The 20,006-nt window shown below is 63.3% G+C and carries 21 protein-coding genes; 10 read left to right on the top strand and 11 right to left on the bottom strand.

Features of this window, described 5'->3' with window-relative positions; all coding sequences use genetic code 11:
* Window positions 1-3 precede the first annotated feature (3 nt).
* Window positions 4-588 carry a gamma carbonic anhydrase family protein gene (locus tag A8G00_RS02165; protein WP_066563047.1) on the top strand — a complete coding sequence of 195 codons (585 nt, stop codon included), beginning with the start codon at window positions 4-6 and terminating at the stop codon, window positions 586-588.
* 10 nt (window positions 589-598) lie between these two features.
* On the top strand, window positions 599-1,198 hold the full coding sequence (locus A8G00_RS02160; RefSeq protein WP_102999832.1) for a malonic semialdehyde reductase: 600 nt from the start codon (window positions 599-601) through the stop codon (window positions 1,196-1,198).
* 44 nt (window positions 1,199-1,242) lie between these two features.
* Here A8G00_RS02160 and A8G00_RS02155 read toward each other — a convergent pair whose 3' ends face one another.
* From A8G00_RS02155 to A8G00_RS02145, 3 genes are all read right to left on the bottom strand, one after another.
* Entirely contained in the window at window positions 1,243-2,466 is a 1,224-nt protein-coding gene (locus tag A8G00_RS02155) for a cytochrome P450 (protein WP_102999831.1), read from the bottom strand.
* Between the two features lie 80 nt (window positions 2,467-2,546).
* Entirely contained in the window at window positions 2,547-3,710 is a 1,164-nt protein-coding gene (locus A8G00_RS02150; RefSeq protein ID WP_102999830.1) for an acyl-CoA dehydrogenase family protein, read from the bottom strand.
* A gap of 2 nt (window positions 3,711-3,712) precedes the next feature.
* Window positions 3,713-4,456, bottom strand: a complete 744-nt coding sequence (locus tag A8G00_RS02145) for a GntR family transcriptional regulator (protein WP_102999829.1) — start codon at window positions 4,454-4,456, stop codon at window positions 3,713-3,715.
* Window positions 4,457-4,631: 175 nt separating this feature from the next.
* Here A8G00_RS02145 and A8G00_RS02140 point away from each other — a divergent pair, with 175 nt between their 5' ends.
* Window positions 4,632-4,988: a hypothetical protein gene (locus A8G00_RS02140; RefSeq protein WP_066563057.1), complete on the top strand. Its 357-nt coding sequence runs from the start codon at window positions 4,632-4,634 to the stop codon at window positions 4,986-4,988.
* Window positions 4,989-5,166: 178 nt separating this feature from the next.
* Here the strand turns inward: A8G00_RS02140 and A8G00_RS02135 are convergent, their stop codons facing one another.
* The 3 genes from A8G00_RS02135 to A8G00_RS02125 are packed head-to-tail and all read right to left on the bottom strand — an operon-like array spanning window position 5,167 to window position 7,518.
* Entirely contained in the window at window positions 5,167-5,874 is a 708-nt protein-coding gene (locus A8G00_RS02135) for a TetR/AcrR family transcriptional regulator (RefSeq protein ID WP_102999828.1), read from the bottom strand.
* 7 nt (window positions 5,875-5,881) lie between these two features.
* Window positions 5,882-6,247 carry a hypothetical protein gene (locus tag A8G00_RS02130; RefSeq protein WP_102999827.1) on the bottom strand — a complete coding sequence of 122 codons (366 nt, stop codon included), beginning with the start codon at window positions 6,245-6,247 and terminating at the stop codon, window positions 5,882-5,884.
* A gap of 20 nt (window positions 6,248-6,267) precedes the next feature.
* Window positions 6,268-7,518: an acyl-CoA dehydrogenase family protein gene (locus tag A8G00_RS02125; protein ID WP_253257883.1), complete on the bottom strand. Its 1,251-nt coding sequence runs from the start codon at window positions 7,516-7,518 to the stop codon at window positions 6,268-6,270.
* 226 nt (window positions 7,519-7,744) lie between these two features.
* On the opposite strand from A8G00_RS02125, the gene A8G00_RS02120 reads away from it, so the two are divergent.
* The 5 genes from A8G00_RS02120 to A8G00_RS02100 all read left to right on the top strand — a co-directional run bounded on the left by A8G00_RS02120 (window position 7,745) and on the right by A8G00_RS02100 (window position 13,750).
* Window positions 7,745-8,581 (top strand): SDR family oxidoreductase, encoded by an 837-nt coding sequence (locus A8G00_RS02120; RefSeq protein ID WP_066563066.1) that lies wholly within the window; start codon window positions 7,745-7,747, stop codon window positions 8,579-8,581.
* A gap of 26 nt (window positions 8,582-8,607) precedes the next feature.
* Entirely contained in the window at window positions 8,608-10,185 is a 1,578-nt protein-coding gene (locus A8G00_RS02115) for an NAD(P)/FAD-dependent oxidoreductase (protein WP_066563924.1), read from the top strand.
* 12 nt (window positions 10,186-10,197) lie between these two features.
* Window positions 10,198-11,292 carry a phosphotransferase gene (locus tag A8G00_RS02110; protein ID WP_066563067.1) on the top strand — a complete coding sequence of 365 codons (1,095 nt, stop codon included), beginning with the start codon at window positions 10,198-10,200 and terminating at the stop codon, window positions 11,290-11,292.
* A gap of 16 nt (window positions 11,293-11,308) precedes the next feature.
* Window positions 11,309-12,451, top strand: a complete 1,143-nt coding sequence (locus A8G00_RS02105) for an epoxide hydrolase family protein (RefSeq protein ID WP_102999825.1) — start codon at window positions 11,309-11,311, stop codon at window positions 12,449-12,451.
* 150 nt (window positions 12,452-12,601) lie between these two features.
* On the top strand, window positions 12,602-13,750 hold the full coding sequence (locus tag A8G00_RS02100; RefSeq protein ID WP_102999824.1) for a phosphotransferase: 1,149 nt from the start codon (window positions 12,602-12,604) through the stop codon (window positions 13,748-13,750).
* An 81-nt stretch (window positions 13,751-13,831) separates the two neighbouring features.
* Here the strand turns inward: A8G00_RS02100 and A8G00_RS02095 are convergent, their stop codons facing one another.
* On the bottom strand, window positions 13,832-15,046 hold the full coding sequence (locus tag A8G00_RS02095; RefSeq protein WP_066563070.1) for an aromatic ring-hydroxylating dioxygenase subunit alpha: 1,215 nt from the start codon (window positions 15,044-15,046) through the stop codon (window positions 13,832-13,834).
* A 143-nt stretch (window positions 15,047-15,189) separates the two neighbouring features.
* On the opposite strand from A8G00_RS02095, the gene A8G00_RS02090 reads away from it, so the two are divergent.
* Window positions 15,190-16,284, top strand: a complete 1,095-nt coding sequence (locus A8G00_RS02090) for a phosphotransferase (RefSeq protein WP_066563072.1) — start codon at window positions 15,190-15,192, stop codon at window positions 16,282-16,284.
* 15 nt (window positions 16,285-16,299) lie between these two features.
* Here A8G00_RS02090 and A8G00_RS02085 read toward each other — a convergent pair whose 3' ends face one another.
* From A8G00_RS02085 to A8G00_RS02075, 3 genes are read right to left on the bottom strand one after another with little or no spacing between them, the layout of a single operon-like run.
* Window positions 16,300-17,127, bottom strand: coding sequence for an SDR family NAD(P)-dependent oxidoreductase (locus A8G00_RS02085; protein ID WP_066563074.1), 828 nt, complete (start codon window positions 17,125-17,127; stop codon window positions 16,300-16,302).
* Window positions 17,128-17,186: 59 nt separating this feature from the next.
* Window positions 17,187-17,567, bottom strand: a complete 381-nt coding sequence (locus tag A8G00_RS02080; RefSeq protein WP_066563076.1) for a VOC family protein — start codon at window positions 17,565-17,567, stop codon at window positions 17,187-17,189.
* Between the two features lie 16 nt (window positions 17,568-17,583).
* On the bottom strand, window positions 17,584-18,396 hold the full coding sequence (locus A8G00_RS02075; protein ID WP_226869983.1) for an SDR family NAD(P)-dependent oxidoreductase: 813 nt from the start codon (window positions 18,394-18,396) through the stop codon (window positions 17,584-17,586).
* Window positions 18,397-18,555: 159 nt separating this feature from the next.
* Here A8G00_RS02075 and A8G00_RS02070 point away from each other — a divergent pair, with 159 nt between their 5' ends.
* On the top strand, window positions 18,556-19,188 hold the full coding sequence (locus A8G00_RS02070; protein WP_102999823.1) for a glutathione S-transferase family protein: 633 nt from the start codon (window positions 18,556-18,558) through the stop codon (window positions 19,186-19,188).
* A gap of 4 nt (window positions 19,189-19,192) precedes the next feature.
* On the opposite strand, the gene A8G00_RS02065 is transcribed toward A8G00_RS02070, so the two are convergent.
* Window positions 19,193-19,975 carry a hypothetical protein gene (locus A8G00_RS02065; RefSeq protein ID WP_066563090.1) on the bottom strand — a complete coding sequence of 261 codons (783 nt, stop codon included), beginning with the start codon at window positions 19,973-19,975 and terminating at the stop codon, window positions 19,193-19,195.
* Window positions 19,976-20,006: the final 31 nt, after the last annotated feature.

Genomic DNA, 20,006 nt, shown 5'->3' with positions numbered 1-20,006 from the left:
CGCATGGGAAGCCCCGCTTATATCGACCCCACCGTCCGCATCTTCGGCGATGTGCGGCTGGGCGACGATTGCAGCCTCTGGCCCTATGCCGTCGTCCGTTCCGAACGAGCGCATGTATCGATCGGGCGCTGCGCCAGCGTGCAGGACCATGCGATGGTCCATATCGGATGGGATGATCCCACGATCATCGGCGACTATTGCACTATCGGTCATGGCGCAGTGGTCCATGGCTGCATCATCGAACCCGCCTGCCTGATCGGCATAGGCGCGACCATCATGGAACGGTGCGTCATAGGGCGCGGCTCGATCATTGCCGGACACAGCTTCCTGCCGCCCGACAGCGTGATCCCGCCGCATTCGCTCGTCATGGGTACGCCCGGCCGCGTGGTGCGCCGCATCGACAAGCTGCGCGCGAACATCGTCGACGCGCTGCTCTATCGGGACAATGGGCGCGCCTATGCCACAGGCGGCCATCGCATCTGGGAAAATGCCGACATGGCGAAGCTGGGTGAAGAGGCCGACGCAATCCTTGCGCAGGACGCTGCGGGCTGGAATGACCGGGGCATCGCCCAATCCAACGCAAAATAAGAGAGCGATCATGCCCGACACGCCCGTCTTGACCGAAGATGCCATGCTGGACCTGCTGTTCCGTGACGCCCGCACCCATAATCAATGGAGCGACCGGCCCGTCACCGCTGAGACTGTCCGAACCCTCTACAACCTCGCCAAATGGGGACCGACGACCGCGAACAGCAATCCCGGCCGCTTCGTCTTCCTGCGCTCCACCGCCGCCAAGGCTCGCCTGAAACCCCATCTGAGCGCGGGCAATGTCGACAAGGTGATGCAGGCGCCCTGCACCGTGATTATCGCGGGCGACACCCGATTTTACGAATTTTACGGCAAGCTTTTCCCGTCGCGTGACATGCGCAGCACGTTCGAGGGCAAGGACGCGCTGATCGCGGACACGGTGGCGCGTTCCTCGACGCTTCAGGGCGCTTATCTCATCATGGCAGCACGGGCGCTCGGGCTCGATTGCGGCCCGATGTCGGGCTTCGATCAGGCGGGCACCGACGCGGAATTTTTCCCGGACGGCCGGTGGAAAAGCAATTTCCTGTGCAATATCGGCTATGGCGATCCGGCAGGACTCTATTCCCGCAACCCCCGGCTTGATTTCGAAGAGGCCTGCCTCGACCTATGATGCGGGGTGAGGCGTCCGCCACAAGGCGAACGCCCTCCCATTTTTCAGCTTGCGGGCGTCCACACCAGCGGCAGTGCGACCGGCTGGATCATCCCCAAATGGCATTCCACCTGATGGCCGGGTGCGATGCGGAAGTCGGGAATGCGCGAGAGAAATTCCTCCATCGCGATCCGCAGCTCGCGCCGCGCCAGATGCATGCCCACACAGGTATGGATGCCGAAACCGAAACCGACATGACGCGGCCGCCGGTCGAGCCGGACCTCGGCAGGCGCGTCGAACTCGGCCGGATCGCGGCCGGCGAGCGTGGTGGACATCGCCACCTTGTCGCCGGGCATGAAGCGGATGCCCGCCACTTCCGTCTCCTTCTTGCAGGTTCTAAAAGTGGTCACCGCGCCATAGGCCCGCATCAGCTCGTCTATGGCGTGCGGAATTTCCGACGGATTGGCGCGCAGATAGGCCTGATCCTCCGCATGGCTACCCAGATGCCGGAAGTGCAGGCCCATATTGGTCGAAACCGTATCCAGCCCGCCAATGAACAGATTGAACATGAAGCCCAGCAGTTCATCGTCGGTCAGCGCCCGGCCATCGATCCGCCCCTGCACACCGAAGCTGATGAGGTCATTGCGTGGGTTGGCTCGCCTGTCCTCGATCTCCCCACCCAGATAGGCAAGCACGCTGCGCGTCGCCTCGGCAATCTTGGACAGGTCGTGATTGTGGAGCAGGTTCATTTCCCACTCCATGAACTCGCTCACCCGGTCGTGCGGCAGGCCCATCAGTTCCATGAACACCTTGATCGGAAATTCAAAGGCGAATTCGCTCATGAATTCGCACTGGCCGCGTAGGGCGAAGGCGTCGATATATTCCACCGCATAGTGCCGGATCTTGTCTTCCAGCGCCGCCATCGCCTTGGGCGTGAAGGCAGGATTGACCATCTGGCGAAAGGGGCCATGGGCGGGCGGATCGAGCTCCGCTGGGGAATTGATCCAGTTGCCCCCCACCAGCTTGGAGAAAGGCGAAAAGTCGGTCGAGGAAAAATGATCGGTGTCGAGATAAATTTCGCGCAGATGCGCCATGCGCCGCGGCACCCAGGCGCCGGTTCCGCCGGGATAGGCGTGGGCGGCATAGATGATGTCAGGCCCCTCATGCACCTGCATCGCCAGATCGTCGAACGGGTCCTTTGCCGTCGTCATGCCGAAGATGAAGGGAAAATCCTTGCTCACCAGCTCGGGCGGCACATGATCGGGAATCGGCTGCTCCGGAAACATCATCGCACTTACTCTCCTTATATTTTTTGCCGGGAATTTCGGGTGGACATTGGGACACCGTCCACCCGCCAGGCACCTGTCTTTCAGAAGGATCGCGGCAGGCCGAGGCTCTCCGCAATGCCATTGCGCACCATTTCGTTGGTGATGGGGCCAATGCGCCACAGGCGGCTGTCGCGCCAGTAGCGCTGCATGTCGGTTTCCGCCGAATAGCCCATGCCGCCCAATATCTGGATGCCCATATCGGCTGCGGCATTGGCGTTTTCGGACGCCATGAGCTTGAGCATATTGGCCTCGACGCCGACATTCTCGCCCCGGCTCTGCTTGTCGGCGCAGTAATGCAGCATCAGTTCGGTCGTCTGCTGCATGGTCGCGATGTCGGCGATATAATGTTGCAAGCTCTGGAACCGGCCGATGATCCCGCCAAAGGCCTTGCGCTGCTTCATATAGTCGAGCGCGTCTTCCAGCACGCCGTCGATGACGCCCAGGCAGAAGGCGCCTACCATGATGCGCTCATTATTGAGAGTCGGCAGCAGCATGTACCAGGCCTTGTCCGGCTCGCCCAGAACATGCTCGTCCGCGACGAACGCATCCTCGAAATGAACGGAGCAGCTGCCCATCGATCGCATGCCAAGCTTGGCCAGCGGCGTGATCTTCACGCCTTGCGTCTTCGTCGGCACCCAGAAGAGAGTCAGGCCCTGATGCTTCTTCTCGACGGTCCTGTCGCTGCGCGCGATCACCAACAGATAGTCGGCGACATGCGCGGAGGAAGACCAGATCTTCTCGCCATTGAGCTTCCACCCGCCATCGACCCGGTCGGCGGTGGTGGCCATCGCACCCAGCAGGTCCGTGCCGCCGCCCGGCTCGGTAAAGGCGATCGCGGCCTTCAACTGGCCCGTCGCGATCAGCGGCAGATATTTCGCTTTCTGTTCGGCCGACCCGTAAAGCCCGATGGATTTGGACCCGGCAAAGCTGGTGATGCCCCATATCCACGCCAGACCACCCAGCGATCGGGCCAGTTCCCGCGCCAGCAGCATCTGCATGACGATGTCGCCGCCCTGCCCGTCATAGTCTTCCGATATGCCGACGCCGTGGAACCCCGCTTCGGTAAACTTGTCCCACAGTGCAAAAGGATAGTGGTGCTCGTCCTTTTCCAGCGCGCGCGCCCATTCCTTGGGCACTTCCTTGTCCACCCACCGGCGCACCATGTCCCGGAAGGAACGATATTCTTCGGGCAGTTCGAAATCCATTGTCAGTCCTTTTGGTGTTGATCTTGATCGCCGCCCGGCACGGCATCGCTATCGCACAGGGCGATCAGACGCGCCGCCATCCGGTCGAGGCAGGCCAGCACGCCGTCCCGACCGCCCGCCATGAACGCCTGCAATATTGCCTCATGCTGGCGCAGACCGCTTTCGCGGAGAGTTGCAATGCCGTGCAGGAAAATGAAGCGGGCGATCAACCCGCGCCGGTCCAGCGTCGAGCGCAACAGTTCGCGGCTCTCCGAGGCCTTGATGAAAATGGTATGGAAATCGAGGCCGGCCATGACCGCGGCCATATATTCGCCGCTCTCCACTGCCGCCCGATAGCGCGCGATCGCCCGCTCCAGTGCTACGATCTCCGCCGCGCCGATACGGGGCATGCCCCAGCCATAACCCAGCCGCCACAGTTCGGCCTGCACGCGGATCAGGTCCCGGGTCACGTCAGGGTCGATCGGTGTCGCCCGCTTCAGCCGGTGCGTTTCGACCTCGACCAGCCCCTCCGAGGCCAGCGTGCCCAGCGCCTCCCGAATGGGTGTCGCGCTCACATTCAGGTCCTGCGCCAGTGCCATTTCCCGCAGCAGAGCGCCGGGCGGAATGACGCCGGACACGATCCTCGATCGCAGCACCGCCGCCACGGCCTGACGCCGCGTCGCCGGGGACTGTAAAGTCTCGGCCGAATCGTGCCGATCCGGGGTCAAACCCCAATAGGGTTCGGAATATATGTCCTGCGATTCCATATTCTATAGAATGGAGCAGCGCGGAGCGGTCCGTTCCTCTCCAAGGATAGGGTGTCGTTGGGCCGGGCGCCTGTAGAGCGGCATGATGAAATGCCCCAGATGCAAAACGCCGCAGGAAGGTTATGGAGGGTGGTGCCGCGCATGCGGCCATGCCGGCGGTAACATTCGTCGCGCGATGCTGTGGACGCTGCTGCCCACAGCAATGATCGCGGTCATATTGCTCGTCCGGATCGGCTATGCCGAAATGACGCGGCAGGGCAGCAGCCGCAACATCTACAGCAACGCCATCGAAACCCAGAGTGCGACCGGCCGGAGCGCGGCCTTCGCCAAGCTCATGCATGATGCGGGACAGACATGCACGCGCACGTCCAAGGCTCTGTTCAGGGGCGATATCGGTCCCAATGCCGCCTGGGCGCTGCGGTGCGAGGATAGCGGCGACTGGCTGATCCTGATCGCTTCCAACGGCGCGACGCGCGTGGCCAGTTGCGGTCCGCTGGACAAGGCCGGGACGCCTTGCTGGACCCGGCTCTAGGGCCAATCGACATTCAGATGATGACGTGCCGAAAATGGTGGTTTTTCGTGACCCTTGGAACGAGTCACGTGCCTCGCTTCAACCATTTGCAGGCCGTCAGGGCTGAATGTCGATTGGCCCTAGGGCATCGGCCACTCCTGGAGCCAATTCCTCTCCGATTGCATTCGGGGTCCGTCGGTCAGCCCAGCCCCTCCCCACTCCGCCACCAGCCAAGGCGAGGCGCGGCCTGTATCATCACATCCCATGCCCGCACGCTTGCCGCTTCGATGGCGGCGGGGTCTGCACGAAGCCCGGCGAAGGTGCGTTCAATCATCTCGTCAATATAGGCGCGTGGCTCGACCGACCGCAGCATCAGGCGCCGCCGCGCCTCGATCGTCATGCCGACGATCAGGTCCACCGCCACGTCGAGCGACCGGAACGTCATCTGCCCGCCATTCCGCGCGGCATCCAGCGCGTCGCGCACCAGCAGGTCGAACATGCTCGCCCGCGCGAAATAATCGACATAGTCGACGCGGCAGGTAAAACCGCCCCAGCGCGGATCATGCCAGGCCCGCGCCATCGCCATGGCCGCGCCGCCGACCGCCCGGACCAGCGGGTCCGTCACATCGTCGAACAGCCTGCGGAAATCAGCGATCAGGTCCGCCGTCATCCGCTCGCCCAGTTCATTCACCGCAGCGTCAAGGGAGTCGAAATATTTGTAGAAACTGCCGCGCGACACGTCCGCGGCGCGGATCACGTCGTCGATCACCAGACTGCCGCTGCCCTGCCCCGGCTGATACAGGTCGAGCACGGCGTCCAGCAACCGCTCACGCATCCGTGCACGCCTGATTGCCGCCGCCGCCGTGCGCGGATCGACAGCGGGGGAAACAGGCACGGCGTCGGTCATCGCCTCCCTATTGCATCGGGTGGAAATAGCGCGCAAGCAGGCTGCCATCCTCGCCGAATATATAATGTTCGATGCTGTGCACGCTGACAGGATGCCCGTTATAGTCGCCTTCATTGCGGACATAGATGACCGCTTCGTTGCCGCTCACCTTCACATCCTCGACGATCAGCTTCCATCCGACATATTGCCCGCACAGCGCCTCCAGCTTGTCCCAGCCTTCCTGCACCGGGCCGGTGGCCGGGTCCTGCACCTTGAAGCCGCCCGGCGCGATCGCGCGGAACGCCGCAATGAAATCGTCAATACGGCCCTCGCTGAACAGGTCGGCCTGGGTCTTCAGGAATGTTGCGATTTCCTGCGCGGTCGGTTGTGCCATGATATTATGTCCTTCTCCTGTCATTTCGGTTCCGCCCAGACCGGGGCCGGCGTGATGTCGGGCAGCAGGGCGATATTGGACGGAAGGCCCGCGATCGCCCGGCCATAAAGCTCCAGCGAAAGCTGCCCGTTCAGCGCATTGTGGCGGGTGCCGACGCTCAGGTCGCGCCACATCCGCTGCAAGGGGCTGGAAAGGGCAAAGGCGCCCGGCCCGGCGACATCCATCAGCCGGTTGCCCGCCGCGCGCAGCAATTCCATCGCATAGCCGCAATCGGCCTGGAGCTGCGCCTTGTCAAAGCCCGTGAGCACGCGGCGTTGCGCGGTTTCGTCCAGCATCCCGGCGGCCCGGCGCACATGCAGCCAGGCCGAATCGATCTCCATCGCCGCGCGGCCGGTCATGCCGACCAAGGCCTCCGAACCGCTCTGCCCGGCATAGGTCCAGCCCACCACCTGCCGCTTGGGCATCGCCTGCACCACACCTTCGAGCAGCGCCGTCGCCGCGCCCAGCATCGGCGCGAGCACGCCGAGGGGAAATAGCGGCTCCATTGGCCAGCGGTCGCGCGGCTCCAGCCCCTCCATCGCCAGGATCGCCTCCGCGGGCGGCCTGCGCGACGACCAGAGGATCAGTTCCTCCGGCACGAACAAATCCTGCGCGACAATCATGTTGCTGCCGGAGCCGGCCATGCCCGCGACATGCCAGTTGTCCTCGATCGAACAGGCCGCATCGCGCAGGTCCAGAAACGCCAGAGCCTGTTCGGCGCCCCGATCCGTATCGATCATGACGCCGTTCAGCGCCCAGTCGGCGTGAAGGCATCCCGATCCATAGCCCCAACGCCCCGAGACGCGATAGCCGCCCGGCACCGCGACCGCTTTGCCCGAAGGCGCGGAGGCGCTGCAAAACAGTTCCTCGCCGGTTCGGAACAGCCGCCCCGTCATGGTCGGCGGCAGTGCGAGCGCGGTCCCGGTGATCCCCGACAAAAGACCATAGGCCCAGGCGGTGCCGACGCAGCCTTTGGCCAGTTCGGCCACGGTCTCGATATGGGTGGTCAGCCTGTGTCCGGGGCCGCCCGCGCGCTGGGGCGCCGTGATATGGAACAGGCCGGACGCGCGCAACGCCGCCATCACCGGCGGAACGATCCGCCGCTCGCGTTCGCAGGCGGCGGCATGGTCCTCCAGCAAGGACCGCAGCGATGCGGCGATGCCCACGGGATCAGCGACGAAGGCCACAGGCCGCTTGTCCGCCATGCGCTTTTCCACTGCTTCAGATCGCATCCGAATCACCTCCTCTCATTAGCATTTTCATTTAATGACGTTTTTGTCATTATACGACAAGCACCCCTCCGACATTCTTTTGCCATGTGCCTCCCCATGGGCCGTTTCATTCCGATTTGATGCGGCCCTGCCTCCCGATAGGCTGTCGCGGGGCGCTCCTCTTCTAGGGTCCGCGCAATCGCCGACAGCGCCGATAAGGCCGGCACCAAGAGAGGACTTGCACGCGATGCGTAAAATCGACCTTCCGCCCTTCGACCGCGCCGCTTTCGCCGAAAAATACGGTCCCTGGGCCGTCATCGCCGGCGCTTCCGAAGGGACCGGCGCCTGCTATGCGGAACAGCTCGCCGCCATGGGCATCCATCTGGTACTCGTCTCACGCCGGCAGGAGGCGCTCGATGCGCTGGGCCAACGGCTGGCGGCCGAACATGGCATCGAATATCGGGCCATCACCGCCGACCTCACCGAACAGGGCATGGGCAGCCGACTGGTCGAGGCGACCGCCGATCTCGACATCGGCCTCTATATTTCCAATGCCGGCGCCGACGGCGCGGGCAACAGCTTCCTGGGCGCACCGGTCGATCGCTCGTTGCGGCTGCTGACGATGAACGCCGCCAATGTGCTGGAGGCGGTCCATGGTTTTGGCAATCGCTTCCTGAAGCGCGGCAAGGGCGGCCTCGTCGTCATGTCATCCGGCGCGGGCCTTGGCGGGCAGCCCTGGCTTGTCATGTATTCCGCAACCAAGGCTTTCGAACTCAATTTCGTCGAATCGCTCTGGGCGGAACTGGACGGGCAGAATGTCGACATCGTCGGCATGGCCGCGCCGATCATGGACACGCCGACCCTGCGCCGCGCCACCGAGGGGCTGGGGATGGATTATTCCATTGCCTATGATCCCGCCGAGGTCTGCGCTCTTGCCCTCGCCAGCCTCGGCAAGGAACCGCTGGTGATCGTGCCCGATGGTCCGGATGAGGGGAAAATCCCGCAGATCCAGGCCGATCGCAAGACCCGCCTCGTTGCGCTGGCCGAATGGGGCAAGGCCTATACCGCCGCCGCGAAGGGCTGACCGGGCACGAAGAAGGGGAACAGGAAATGACGGATCAGGTCGACGTCGTCGTCATCGGCGCAGGGCATAATGGCATGGCCGCCGCCGGATATCTGGCGAAGGCAGGCAAGAAGGTCGTCGTGGTCGAGCGCCTGGCCAAGGTCGGCGGCATGACCAGTTCGGGCTATATGATTCCCGAAGCTCCGGAGCATATGGTGACGCCCTGCGCCGTCGAACTGCTGTTCGCGCGCAAATCCGGCATCATTGAGGACTTCGACCTGCACAAATACGGCCTGCGCACTGTCGATCCCGATCCGACCTACGCCTATCTCCATCCCGACGGCAGCTCCATCGCGCTTTTCTACGACTATCATCGCACGGCCGAGGATATTACGCGCATCAACCGCAATGACGGCAAGGCCTATCTGGAGTTCATGAAGACACTGAACGTCATGATGGACATTGGCTTTCCGCTCATGATGGCCGAGCCGGGGCGGCCGGACGTCAGAAATCTCTCCAAGATGATCGGCAGCGCGGTCCGCAATGTCCGGTTGAAGGACGAGCTGATCGCCATGTCGAAGGCGACGGCCGACCAGATCGCGTGCGAGCGGTTCGAGCATCCGGCAACGATCGCCCTGCTGCTCGGCATCGCGGCAGGGGCTGGCCCCGTCGACGATGACGGCAATGCCGCCGCCTATATGATCTTCGCCGTCACCCATAAATATGGCACCGGCAAGCCGATCGGGAGCCTGCAATCCTTCTCCGACGCGCTCGCGCGCAGCATCGAGGCTTCGGGCGCGACGATCGAACTCAATGCGCCCGTCGCCGAGATCATCGTCGATGACGGCGCGGCAAAGGGCGTGCGGCTGGAGGACGGTCGGGTCATCCGCGCCAAAATGGTGATCGCGACCTGCGATCCCCGCACGGCCATGCGCCTCACGACGCCCGGCGGCGTGCCGCGTGCGCTGACACAGCGGATCGAACATGCCCCGGCGAACCGGTCGAACGCCGCGCCCTTCCTCGCCAACATCGCCATGTCGGGTCCGCTCAGCCTCAAGAAGCATCAGGACCTGCGCCATGATGACGCCGATCTCAACAAGGCGGTCGGCCTGATCGGCACACCGGAGGAAGTGCGCCAATCCTTCGCCATGGCGCGGCGCGGCGACATTCCCGACCGGCATGCCATGTCGCTCAGCCCGCTGTCCAATTCCGATCCGACGCAGGCGCCTCCCGGCGGCTCGCTCGCCTATGTCTACCTGCCGGGCGTGGCCGTGGATGCGCGGGAAGGCTGGTCGCCCACGCTCAAGGACAGGACCATGGCCTCTGTCATCAGCCATCTGGGTGAATTTTACGACGGTCTGGACACGGAGGTCGGCCGCTTCGTCGAGACCGCGCGGGAACGCGAAACGCGCCTCAACGTCACCAATGGCTGCGTGACCCATATCGACTTCGGCGCGCTGCGCTCGGGCGTCCATCGCCCTGCCACCGGCTTTGGCGGCCCCAAGCCGCCTTTCCCCGGCTTCCTGATCGGTGGCGCGGGCGCGCATCCGGGCGGCGGCGTATCGGGCATTGCCGGGCGGATCGCAGCCAACCGGGCGCTGCGCGAACTCAAGAAAATCAGATAAGGAACTTCCCGCATGTCGAGCATGCCCAATCCGGTCGGCATTCCCGCCCATCTGGACGATGTGACAGCGCAATGGCTGACGCAGATCATGCAGCCGCGCTATCCCGGCATCGTGGTCGAGGGGATGGAGGAGGTGTTCCTCCGCAACAGCCACACCACCAAATATCAGGTGAGACTGACCCTCAACGATGTCGGCAAGGCGGCGGGCATTCCCGAAAATGTCTGCCTCAAGGCCAATTGGGCGCAGTTCGACAGTCAGGGCATCTGCCGCCTCGAAGCCCGTTTCTATGAGGATTTTCGCCGCCACGTCGCCTTCCCCGCCCCGCGATCCTATTTCGAGGCATGGGACCCGCGCCCCGACAGCGGTCAGGGACTGGTCGTGATGGAGGATCTGTCCATTGAGGGCGGCCATTTCGGCATCAGCACCGACCATATGGGCGTGGAGGAAGCGGCGCACGCGGTCGCCAGCCTCGCCCGCATTCATGGCGCCTTCTGGGACAGCCCCGTCCTTCACGCGGCTGACTGGCTGCCCGTCTCCATGGCGACGCCGGTGGACACGCAGCAACTGACCATGATGTACGGCTTTGCCGAGCAGAACCATGCCAAGCCTGACTATCAGGCCTTCCTGCCGGGCTGGATCAAGGGCGATCTCTCCCGCCTGCATCACGTCTACAACGCCCTGATCGATTTCGCGCGGACCAAGGAACAGGGGCCATGGTGCCTCGTCCATGGCGACAGCCATCAGGGCAACAGCTATGTCCGCCCCGATGGCGAGCGCGTTTGGCTCGACTGGCAGCTCGTCCGCAAGGGACGGCCGATCCGCGACTTCACCTATTTCGTGCTGGGCGCCCTCACGATCGAGGAACGGCGCGCCCATGACCGGGAATTGCTGCGCCACTATCGCCGCTGCCTGGTCGAAACGGGGGCGCTCGGCGTGCCGGACGACGACACGCTGTGGGAATATTATCGCCGCTGGCCGCCCTATGCGATGCAGGCGTGGATCGCGAACATGGACGAATGGGGCCAGAAGGGCACGCATATCGTCGAGCGCATCTTCGTGGCGGGCGAGGATCTGGGCACCGTCGCGGCGCTCGGCATCCAGTTTTGACGAGGGGGGTGATCGGATGACCGCCGCCATCACCGCCTTCCGCGCCAATGTTCCACAGGAGGCTCTGGACGATCTGCGCCAAAGATTACGCCGCACCCGCTGGCCCGAGACGCAGACGGTCAGCGACTGGAGCCAGGGGGTGCCACTCGCGGCGCTGCGCGATCTGTGCGCCTATTGGGCGGAGGGCTATGACTGGCGGCGGTGCGAAAGGACGCTCAATGCCCTGCCCCAGTTCACCACCCCGATAGACGGTCTTTCGATCCATTTCATCCATGTGCGCAGCCCCCGGCCGGATGCGCTGCCGCTGATCCTGACCCATGGCTGGCCGGGATCGGTGCTGGAGTTTCTGAAGGTGATCGGACCACTGACCGATCCCGCCGCCCATGGCGCGCCGGATGCCCCGGCCTTCCATGTCGTCATACCCTCCCTGCCCGGCTACGGCTTTTCGGATAAACCAATGGCCACCGGCTGGGGCGTCGAGACAATCGCGGATGACTGGATTCAGCTCATGCGCCGGCTGGGCTATGACCGCTTCGTCGCGCAGGGCGGCGACTGGGGCGCGGCGGTCACGACCGCCATCGCCATGGCGGCGCCGCCGGGATGCATCGGCGTCCATCTCAACATGCCGCTCGTCTTTCCGGTGGAAAGCGACTTTGCCGATCTGACCCCCGCCGAGGCCAAAACGGTCGAGCGGATGCAATATTATCAGGATCATGATTCCGGCTACGCCAAATTGCAGGGCACCCGCCCGCAGACGATCGGCTATGGCCTTGCCGATTCACCCGTCGCGCAGGCCGCCTGGATCTACGAGAAGTTCCAGGCGTGGACCGACAATCAGGGTGTGCCGGAGGATGCCCTGACGCAGGACGAAATGCTGGACGTGATCAGCCTCTACTGGTTCACCAACAGCGGCGCCTCATCGGCGCGGCTTTATTGGGAAAGCGCCAGTGCGTTTCAGGCCCGAAAACTGGACCTTCCGGTGGGCGTGAGCATCTTTGCGCAGGAAATCTTCCGTCCATCGCGTCGCTGGGCGGAACGCAGCTACCCGCGTCTGATTCACTGGAACGAACTGGATGCCGGCGGCCATTTCGCGGCCTTCGAGCAGCCGGCGCTTTTCGTCGAAGAATTGCGGACCTGTTTCGGCGCGATGCAAGGCTGACGCCCCCACGCAACGGCGGCTCCAATCGACCTACCGCCCGGCAGGCTCGATTTCCGTTCGGGCGACCAAAATCGCCTCTGCACCAGGATCATGCCGGATGACTGCATCGATGCAGAGCTGCGGCACGGTCCCCAAGAGAGAGGACATTGCATGAGCGAGCCTGCCGTCGCCCCCGTTGCCGTCATCGACCGGCATCTTGTCCCCCGTCCCTATCCCGCCCGCGCCGCCGCCCTGCCCCGCGGCCGGTTCACGCCGGACGCCGCGTGGCTGGGATCGTTGCTGGCCAACAAATATCCGGGAGTCGTCGCGCAATCGATGGAGGTCGTGCAACTGTTCGACAGCCACACCACGAAATTGCGCGTTGCCGTGGACTGGAACGAGGCCGGGCAGGCCGCCGGATTGCCGCGCAATCTGTGCATCAAGTCGAACTGGTCGGGCATGTTCGATGATGTCGACATCCATGCGCTTGAAGCGCGCTTCTATCATTTCCTGACGGACAAACTCACCGCCAACACGGCCAGCTGCTATTATGCCGACTGGGATGACGACGGGTCGGCGCAGGGCGTCATCGTGCTGGAGGATCTCACCGATCGGGGCGGGAAGTTCGGCCATTCGACCCAGCATGCCGGTGTCGAAGGGGTCGCGACCGCGCTGGCGGATCTAGCAAAACTGCATGCGGGTCTGTGGGACAGCCCATTGATCACCCCTCAAGCGGCGCCCTGGCTGCCGACATCCATGGCGGTTCCGGTCGATTATAATCAGGTTCGCATCATGTGGCACTGGATCGGCGAGAATCTGAAAGACCCCAATTTCCGCGCCATCGCGCCCAGACATTATCTGGACGACGCACGCCGGGTCGAGCGCGCCTATGACCGGCTGGTGGAATTCGAACGCGCCTTCGATGCCCCCTATTGCATCATCCTGGGCGACTGCCATCAGGGCAACACCTATATCCTGCCCAATGGCGAGCGCATGTGGGTCGACTGGCAATTGGGCCGGCGCGGGCGGCCATGGCGCGACCTCACCTATTTCACCGTCGGATCGCTGACGATCGAGGAGCGCCGCCAAAATCATCGCGACCTGATCGCCCATTATCGCGACTGCCTGATCAGGGAAGGCGCGACCAACGTCATCGATCTCGACACCATCTGGAATGAACAGGTACCGCGCTGGGTGATGTACGGTATTCAGGCCTGGGTGGCGAACATGGACCATTGGGGCCAGAACGGCCTGCCGATGAACGAGCGGTTCTTCGCCGCGGGCGAGGATCTGGGCAGCTGGAAACTGCTGGGCGAATGACGGTCATGGCCCCCTGCCGCGCACGGGCCGCGGCTGGGGGCCATCGATTCTAACGCCGCCGCCCCGCCTCGACCGGCGCGATCATGCGCTGCGCGGCGCCATGAAGGACGCGATGCGCGGCTGGACACGCAAGTCGGCGGGCACCCGGTCCGGCCCGATGCGCCGATCGATTTCTTCCTCGAACCAGTAAAGCGCGCGCTCCTGATAGCCCGCCCAGATTGACGGGATCGTCCCGTTCCTCAGCGATTGCTGGATATTTTCGAACAGGCACAGATCTTCGGACAGGATATGTTCGGTCGCCTCGCGCATGCCCTGCCAATAAAGCCTGTCATCCTCACTCTCGGTTGCCCACCCCATCTGACGCACTTCCATGATCGACCGATCGGAACCCACCGGCCAGAAGCATTGCAGGTTGAACCCCACCGGATCGAGCGAGAAAAACGTGTTGGGGAAGGTCGGCAGCGCAACCGTATTTTCCAGAAAAACCGGCGCGATGTCGTCCGGTTTGATCGGCGGGGTCTTGAACAGCGACTCCCCGCCCTTTTTGCGCGTGCCGAACCGCATATGACCGCCTTCATAGAGGGCAATCACGAAACTGCGGGAATCCAGATGCGGTGCCAGTGTTTTAGGATGAACCGTATTGACGTGATAGATCTCAAGGAAATTATGATAGGCGATTTTCCAGTTGCACGCCATTTCGATGAAGAAATGATCCTTCACCACCATTCGATCCAGCGGATATCCTTCGGTCAGCGCGACGAATTCACCCAGAAACTCCTGTAACGGTTCCGCGTCATCATCGAAATTGATGAAGATGAAACCGCGATAGGTGTCGCATCGCACTTCGATCAGGCCGTTCTCCGCCTTGTTGAGACAGGCGAAATCATGCTGGCTTGGCACCGATTTGAGTGTTCCTTCCAGATCGTAACCCCAGGCATGATAGGGGCAGATAAAGCGCATGGCCCGCCCCTGCGGTTCGAGCAGAAGCGGCGACCCCCGGTGACGGCAGGCATTATGGAACGCCCGTATCCGGCCATCCTTGCCGTGCGAGAGAATGACCGAGCGGTCCAGATGCTGGAACAGACGATAGGAACCCGGCTCCGGCAGGTCGGACGCAATGCCGGCCAGCAGCCAGGTCCGATTCCAAAGCCCGTCTTTTTCCAGCGCCTCGAAACGCGGGTCGGTGTACCGGCCGGCGGGAATCGGGGGAAGGGCCGGAAAATCGCTGGGATGCTCGGATCGCTTCAACTGCTCGTCCATCGTCCGGTTGAGCAGTTCCAACGCAGCTTCACGCATAGCTCTCTCCTGTACCAAAAGCCCGCAGGCTCCGTTTCGGTCAGACTGGCCACGTCGTCGATCAAGGAACCTGCAATTGGATAGGGTCGCTGTTGTCACGCCCTCGGCAAGCTGAACCGCCCTCTGTTCCGATGAGTATCCTTATGGCCTTGAAACATCCCACATCCACGGACGGGATCACCGTCGATTATATCAACCAGCTGCTGGCCACGACCGTAGCGGGCGCAACCGCCGTCGGCCTGCGCATCATCGATGCCAAGACCTATGGCGAGCAGATGGTGTCGACCGCCGGGCGCGTGTCGATCGAGGTCGATTATACCGATGACACACCCCCTGACCTGCCCAACCGCCTGGTGCTCAAGCTGACCCGGGCGGTCGATGAGATCATGGCGCCCTTCTACGCCAATGAAGTGGCCTTCTACCGGGGAATCCGGCCGGAACTCGCGATGGAAGCGCCGCGCTGTTTCGGTGGCGACTTCAATCCGTCCACCACGCATTTCGGCCTGTTGCTCGAAGAGCTGAGCGTGCGGGGCGCGACCTTCCCGAATACGACCGTGCGGACCGGGCCGGATGATGTGCGCTCCCTGCTGGATCAACTGGCCCGGCTGCACGCCCGCTTCTGGGAGTCGCCCCGCTTCAGCGCGGATCTGGCCTGGGTCGAAACGCATGTCGAAGGCGCGGTCGCAACGATGATGAATGAACTGGCGCCCGCCTATATCGCGCATGAGGTCGAGACCGAAAATTTCAAACGGGAGATGGTGCAGCGGCTGCGCACGACGCCGGACCGGCTGCTTGCCGGCGTGCAGGCGGTCCAGCGGCATCAATCGACCCTGCCCCAGACGCTGCTGCATGGCGACACTCATCTCGGCAACAGCTACCGCCTGCCCGACGGAACAGCGGGCCTGCTCGACTGGCAGCTCATGGTGCGCGGTTACGCGATGCACGACGTCAACTATATCGTGACCACCGGCCTTTCCATCGCGGACCGGCGGGCGCATGAGCGCGATCTTCTGGGCTATTATCTGGACCGCCTGGGACAGGAAGGCGTGGCGCGCCCTCCCGCCTTCGACAGTGCCTGGGAAGAATATCGGCGGACCCTGATATGGGGCGTCTATATCGGCTGGCTGACGACGCCCGTCGTCAATTATGGCTGGGAGATCAACGTCATGAATCATCTGCGGCTGACCACCGCCTATGAAGATCTCGAAACCGCGAAGCTTGTCGACGCGCTGCTATGACGGCGCGCTGGTCGGCTACAACTGATTGCTCCCCGATGCCTCGAACAGGCGTTGGAAATCGACCATTGTGGGCTGATGCGCGGTAAAGCCGCCGTCCACCGGGATCATCGCGCCGTTGATGAAGCGGGACTCGTCCGAGGCCAGAAAGGCAACGACATGGGCGATATCGCGAGGGCTGCCGAGGTCGGGATTGAGATGATGGTCGCGCAGTACGTCCTTGACCGCCTGCGGTGTGGTTTCGACGGCCGTATCACTGAGGACGAAGCCGATGGCGATCACATTGGACCGGATTCCCTGCTTGCCATATTGGGTCGCGAGAAAGCGGCTGAGATTAATAAGCGCCGCCTTGGACGCGCCATAGGCCGTCAGCGTCATTTCACCCAGCAGGCCGAAACCGGATGCGGAATGGATGAGCGAACCACCGCCCCCCGCGATCATGGCCGGCAGCGCATGTTTGCACAGCAGCATAGGCCCCCGCGCATTGACGGCAAAGGCCTTGTCCCAGGCGCCGGTGTCGAGATGGACGACATCGCGGTCGAGGGCGCGCTGCTCGATCGTCTGATAGGCGGCGTTATTGTGGATGATGTCGATCCGCCCGTGCCGGCCAGCGATCCGCGCGACCGCAGCGCAGACGCTGTCCTCATCGGTCAGGTCGAACGTCTCCGCCTCGGCACGAAGACCCTTGCCGCGCAGCGAATCCGCCGCCGCCTCCACCCGATCTGCCAATATGTCCGCCAGAATCACGGTCGCGCCGCGCTCCGACAGCACTGTCGCCACCTCCCGTCCGATGCCCTGCGCCGCGCCCGTCACGATCGCCACGCGCCCCTCCAATGATCCCACCATTCCATATCCTCCTGTTTCCCTGATGAGCGCCGGGCGCCCGACTATCGATAGCTGTGCGCCTATGGCGGGTCGAAGCAGTAGGCGCAGATCTTGTTGTCATCGGGGTCCAGCAGATAGGCGCCATAGGCATGGGGCACCGCTCCGCGCGGACCGGGCGGCCCGGCATCCTTGCCGCCCGCGGCCAGACCCGCGCGATGAAAATGATCGACCGCGCGGCGATCCGGCGCCTTCAATCCCAAAGTCGCACCGTTGGCGCATGTCGCCCGACCGTGGAGCGGGCGCAGGATAAGCAATTCGGGCACCCGTCTCCCATAGCCGATGCCCTGATCCAGAAACGGGCCAAGATTGACGATCCCCAACGGCGCAAGCACCGCATCGTAGAAACGGGCGGACCGTCCCAGATCGTTGCTGCCAAGGCAGACATGCGTGAATATGCCCATCCCGCCCTCTTTCCGGTCAGTGCGCCCGGTTCATGCTTTCCAGCATATCTGCGACATAGGGCGTGTGGTTAACGATACCGCCGTCTACCCCGATCACCTGCCCGGTGATGAAGGCCGCGCCATCCGATGCCAGGAACAGCACCGCGCCGGCAATATCCTCCGGCACGCTCTCGCGCGGCAGAAGGACATGCCGCTGGACCATGGCGATCTGATCGGCGGTCATCATCTCCCGGGCAAGGGGGGAGAGCACGAGGCCCGGCGCGACCGCATTGACCCGGATATTGAACCGGCCGAACTGCACGGCGGCATTGCGGGTCAGGGCGTTCACAGCCGCCTTGGACGCGGAATAGGAAGGATTGTTGATGTCGCCGGTCAATGCCACACCCGTCGAAGTGTTGATGATGGAACCGCCGCCGCCTGAAATCATGTGCGGAGCGACCGCCTTGATCATCAGCATCGTGCCCCTGGCATTGATGTGGAAGGCGCGATCCCAGGTCGCGGCATCGAGATCGAGAAGCGAGCCATCTGCCGCCATCTGCTCCAGCCGCGTATCGGCGGCATTGTTGTGAAGGATGTCGATGCGCTGGTGCTGCCGCATCACATCTTCGACCAGCGCCGTGATACTGTCCTCTTGCGCAAGATCGAGGAACATCCCCGTCGCCTGTCCGCCCGAAGCCTGGATAGATCGGGCGACGACCTCTGCCCGCTCGACCGCGATATCCGCCAGGATAACTGCCGCGCCGGCCTTTGCCAGGGCTCGTGCGCAGGCTTCCCCGATATTGGCGCCCGATCCGGTGACGATAGCGACGCGTCCCGATAAATCCGTCATGGGCATCTTCTCTCCTGTCTCTCATGGATGCGGGACCGCTGGGCTTCCGCCGCAGCGGGACGCTGCCACGGCGGACGCTCCGCGATACCTAGATAAAGATAGGTTTGGCGGAATTGATAAGCGGCGCATCTATGGCGCCCCTCAAGCGGAGAGCCCTTCATGAGCATCACCATCTTTCAACTTAACAGGTCCCGCTCCGAACGCGCGGTTTGGCTGATGGAGGAAGTGGAGTTGCCCTATGACATCCGCTTCTATGCGCGGCTGGAAACGCTCGCGGCGGAGCCCGCCTATAAGGCATTGCATCCGCTGGGTTCTTCACCCGTGATCGAGGCCGATGGGCGTCGGATCGCCGAGAGCGGGGCGGTCATGGAATATCTCGCCACGACGCAAGGGAAGGGCACGCTCCGCGCCAATCCCGGCGATCCGGACTATGCTGATTATCTTTTCTGGTTCCATTTCGCCGAATCATCCCTGATGCCGGCGCTGGTGACCGAGATCATGGCCGAACGCGCAGGCATCGCGCAGGATCACCCCTCCCGTGTCGCGGGACGGACCCATGCGGCGCGCCTGCTGACACTTGTCGACGACCGGCTTTCGCATAAACCATATATGGCGGGCGACCGGTTCACGGCAGCCGACATCATGATGACTTTTCCTTTCACTACCACGCGGCTGTTCATGTCCGTCGACGTGGAGGGACATCCGAACATCGCCGCCTATGTCGAGCGGATGGCGGCGCGCCCGGCCTATCGCCGGATGCGCACCATCGTCGATCGCCCCCCGACCGCCTGACGGATCAGCTCATCGCCAGCTTTTCCGTGCCGCCGGTGCGTACCCGGTCGCCCATTTGCGCCCGGGCGCGTTCTTCTTCCGCCAGGCCGACGGCGGTCGGATGCTGGACATCGTCCTTGGTGAGACGGGGTGTCGCACGGTCCCACCGCGTGATGCGTATCCCCTCGGGCCGGAGCAGGCCGCTGTTCGCCAGCAGGGCGTCCGCGCCTCTCCATGCTTGATGGGCAGCGTCCGGATCGTTGATCCTGTAGATCGCGACATAGCGATAGTCGGGCGTCATCGGGATCATCTGGCCAAAGGTGCGAAAGGTCAGGAAAGCGGCCGATTTGACGCCGGGTCGGGCGGCCGCCTCGCGAAAATAGCTTTCCGCATAGAAACGTCTGAAACGGTCATCGCTGCCCGCAAGCGGGTTGAATTCCTCCAGGATGACGCCGCCGCAATGCGCGACCTCCGGATCATTGTCCTGAAAGAGCAACGGATAATAATGAAAGTCATAGAGCAGGCTGTCATCAATGGCGTCCGACACCTGCATCCGCGATGTCAGCGCATTGTCCAGATGCTCACGACTGAAGCGAACCGGGTCGAATACGTCGTAGAAGGCGAGATACTGCCAGTCAAAGCCTTCGGGCGGACAGGGCTGCTCCACGGCGAGCCGGAAGCGCTGCGCCGTCACCGACCCCCGGAAACGCAGCGCGTCGCGAATATGGATGTTGCTGTACCAATCCTCCATATCGGCCTCCCGGCCCGGAACGGCTTTGGTCAGCACGACCAGCACGGCATCGATCATCGCTTTTGCCTTTCCTCTCCTGATTTCTGTC

It is taken from the genome of Sphingobium sp. SA916 (genome assembly GCF_002894065.1).
Lineage (GTDB): Bacteria > Pseudomonadota > Alphaproteobacteria > Sphingomonadales > Sphingomonadaceae > Sphingobium > Sphingobium fuliginis.
This window is presented reverse-complemented; position numbering and strand designations above follow the sequence as displayed.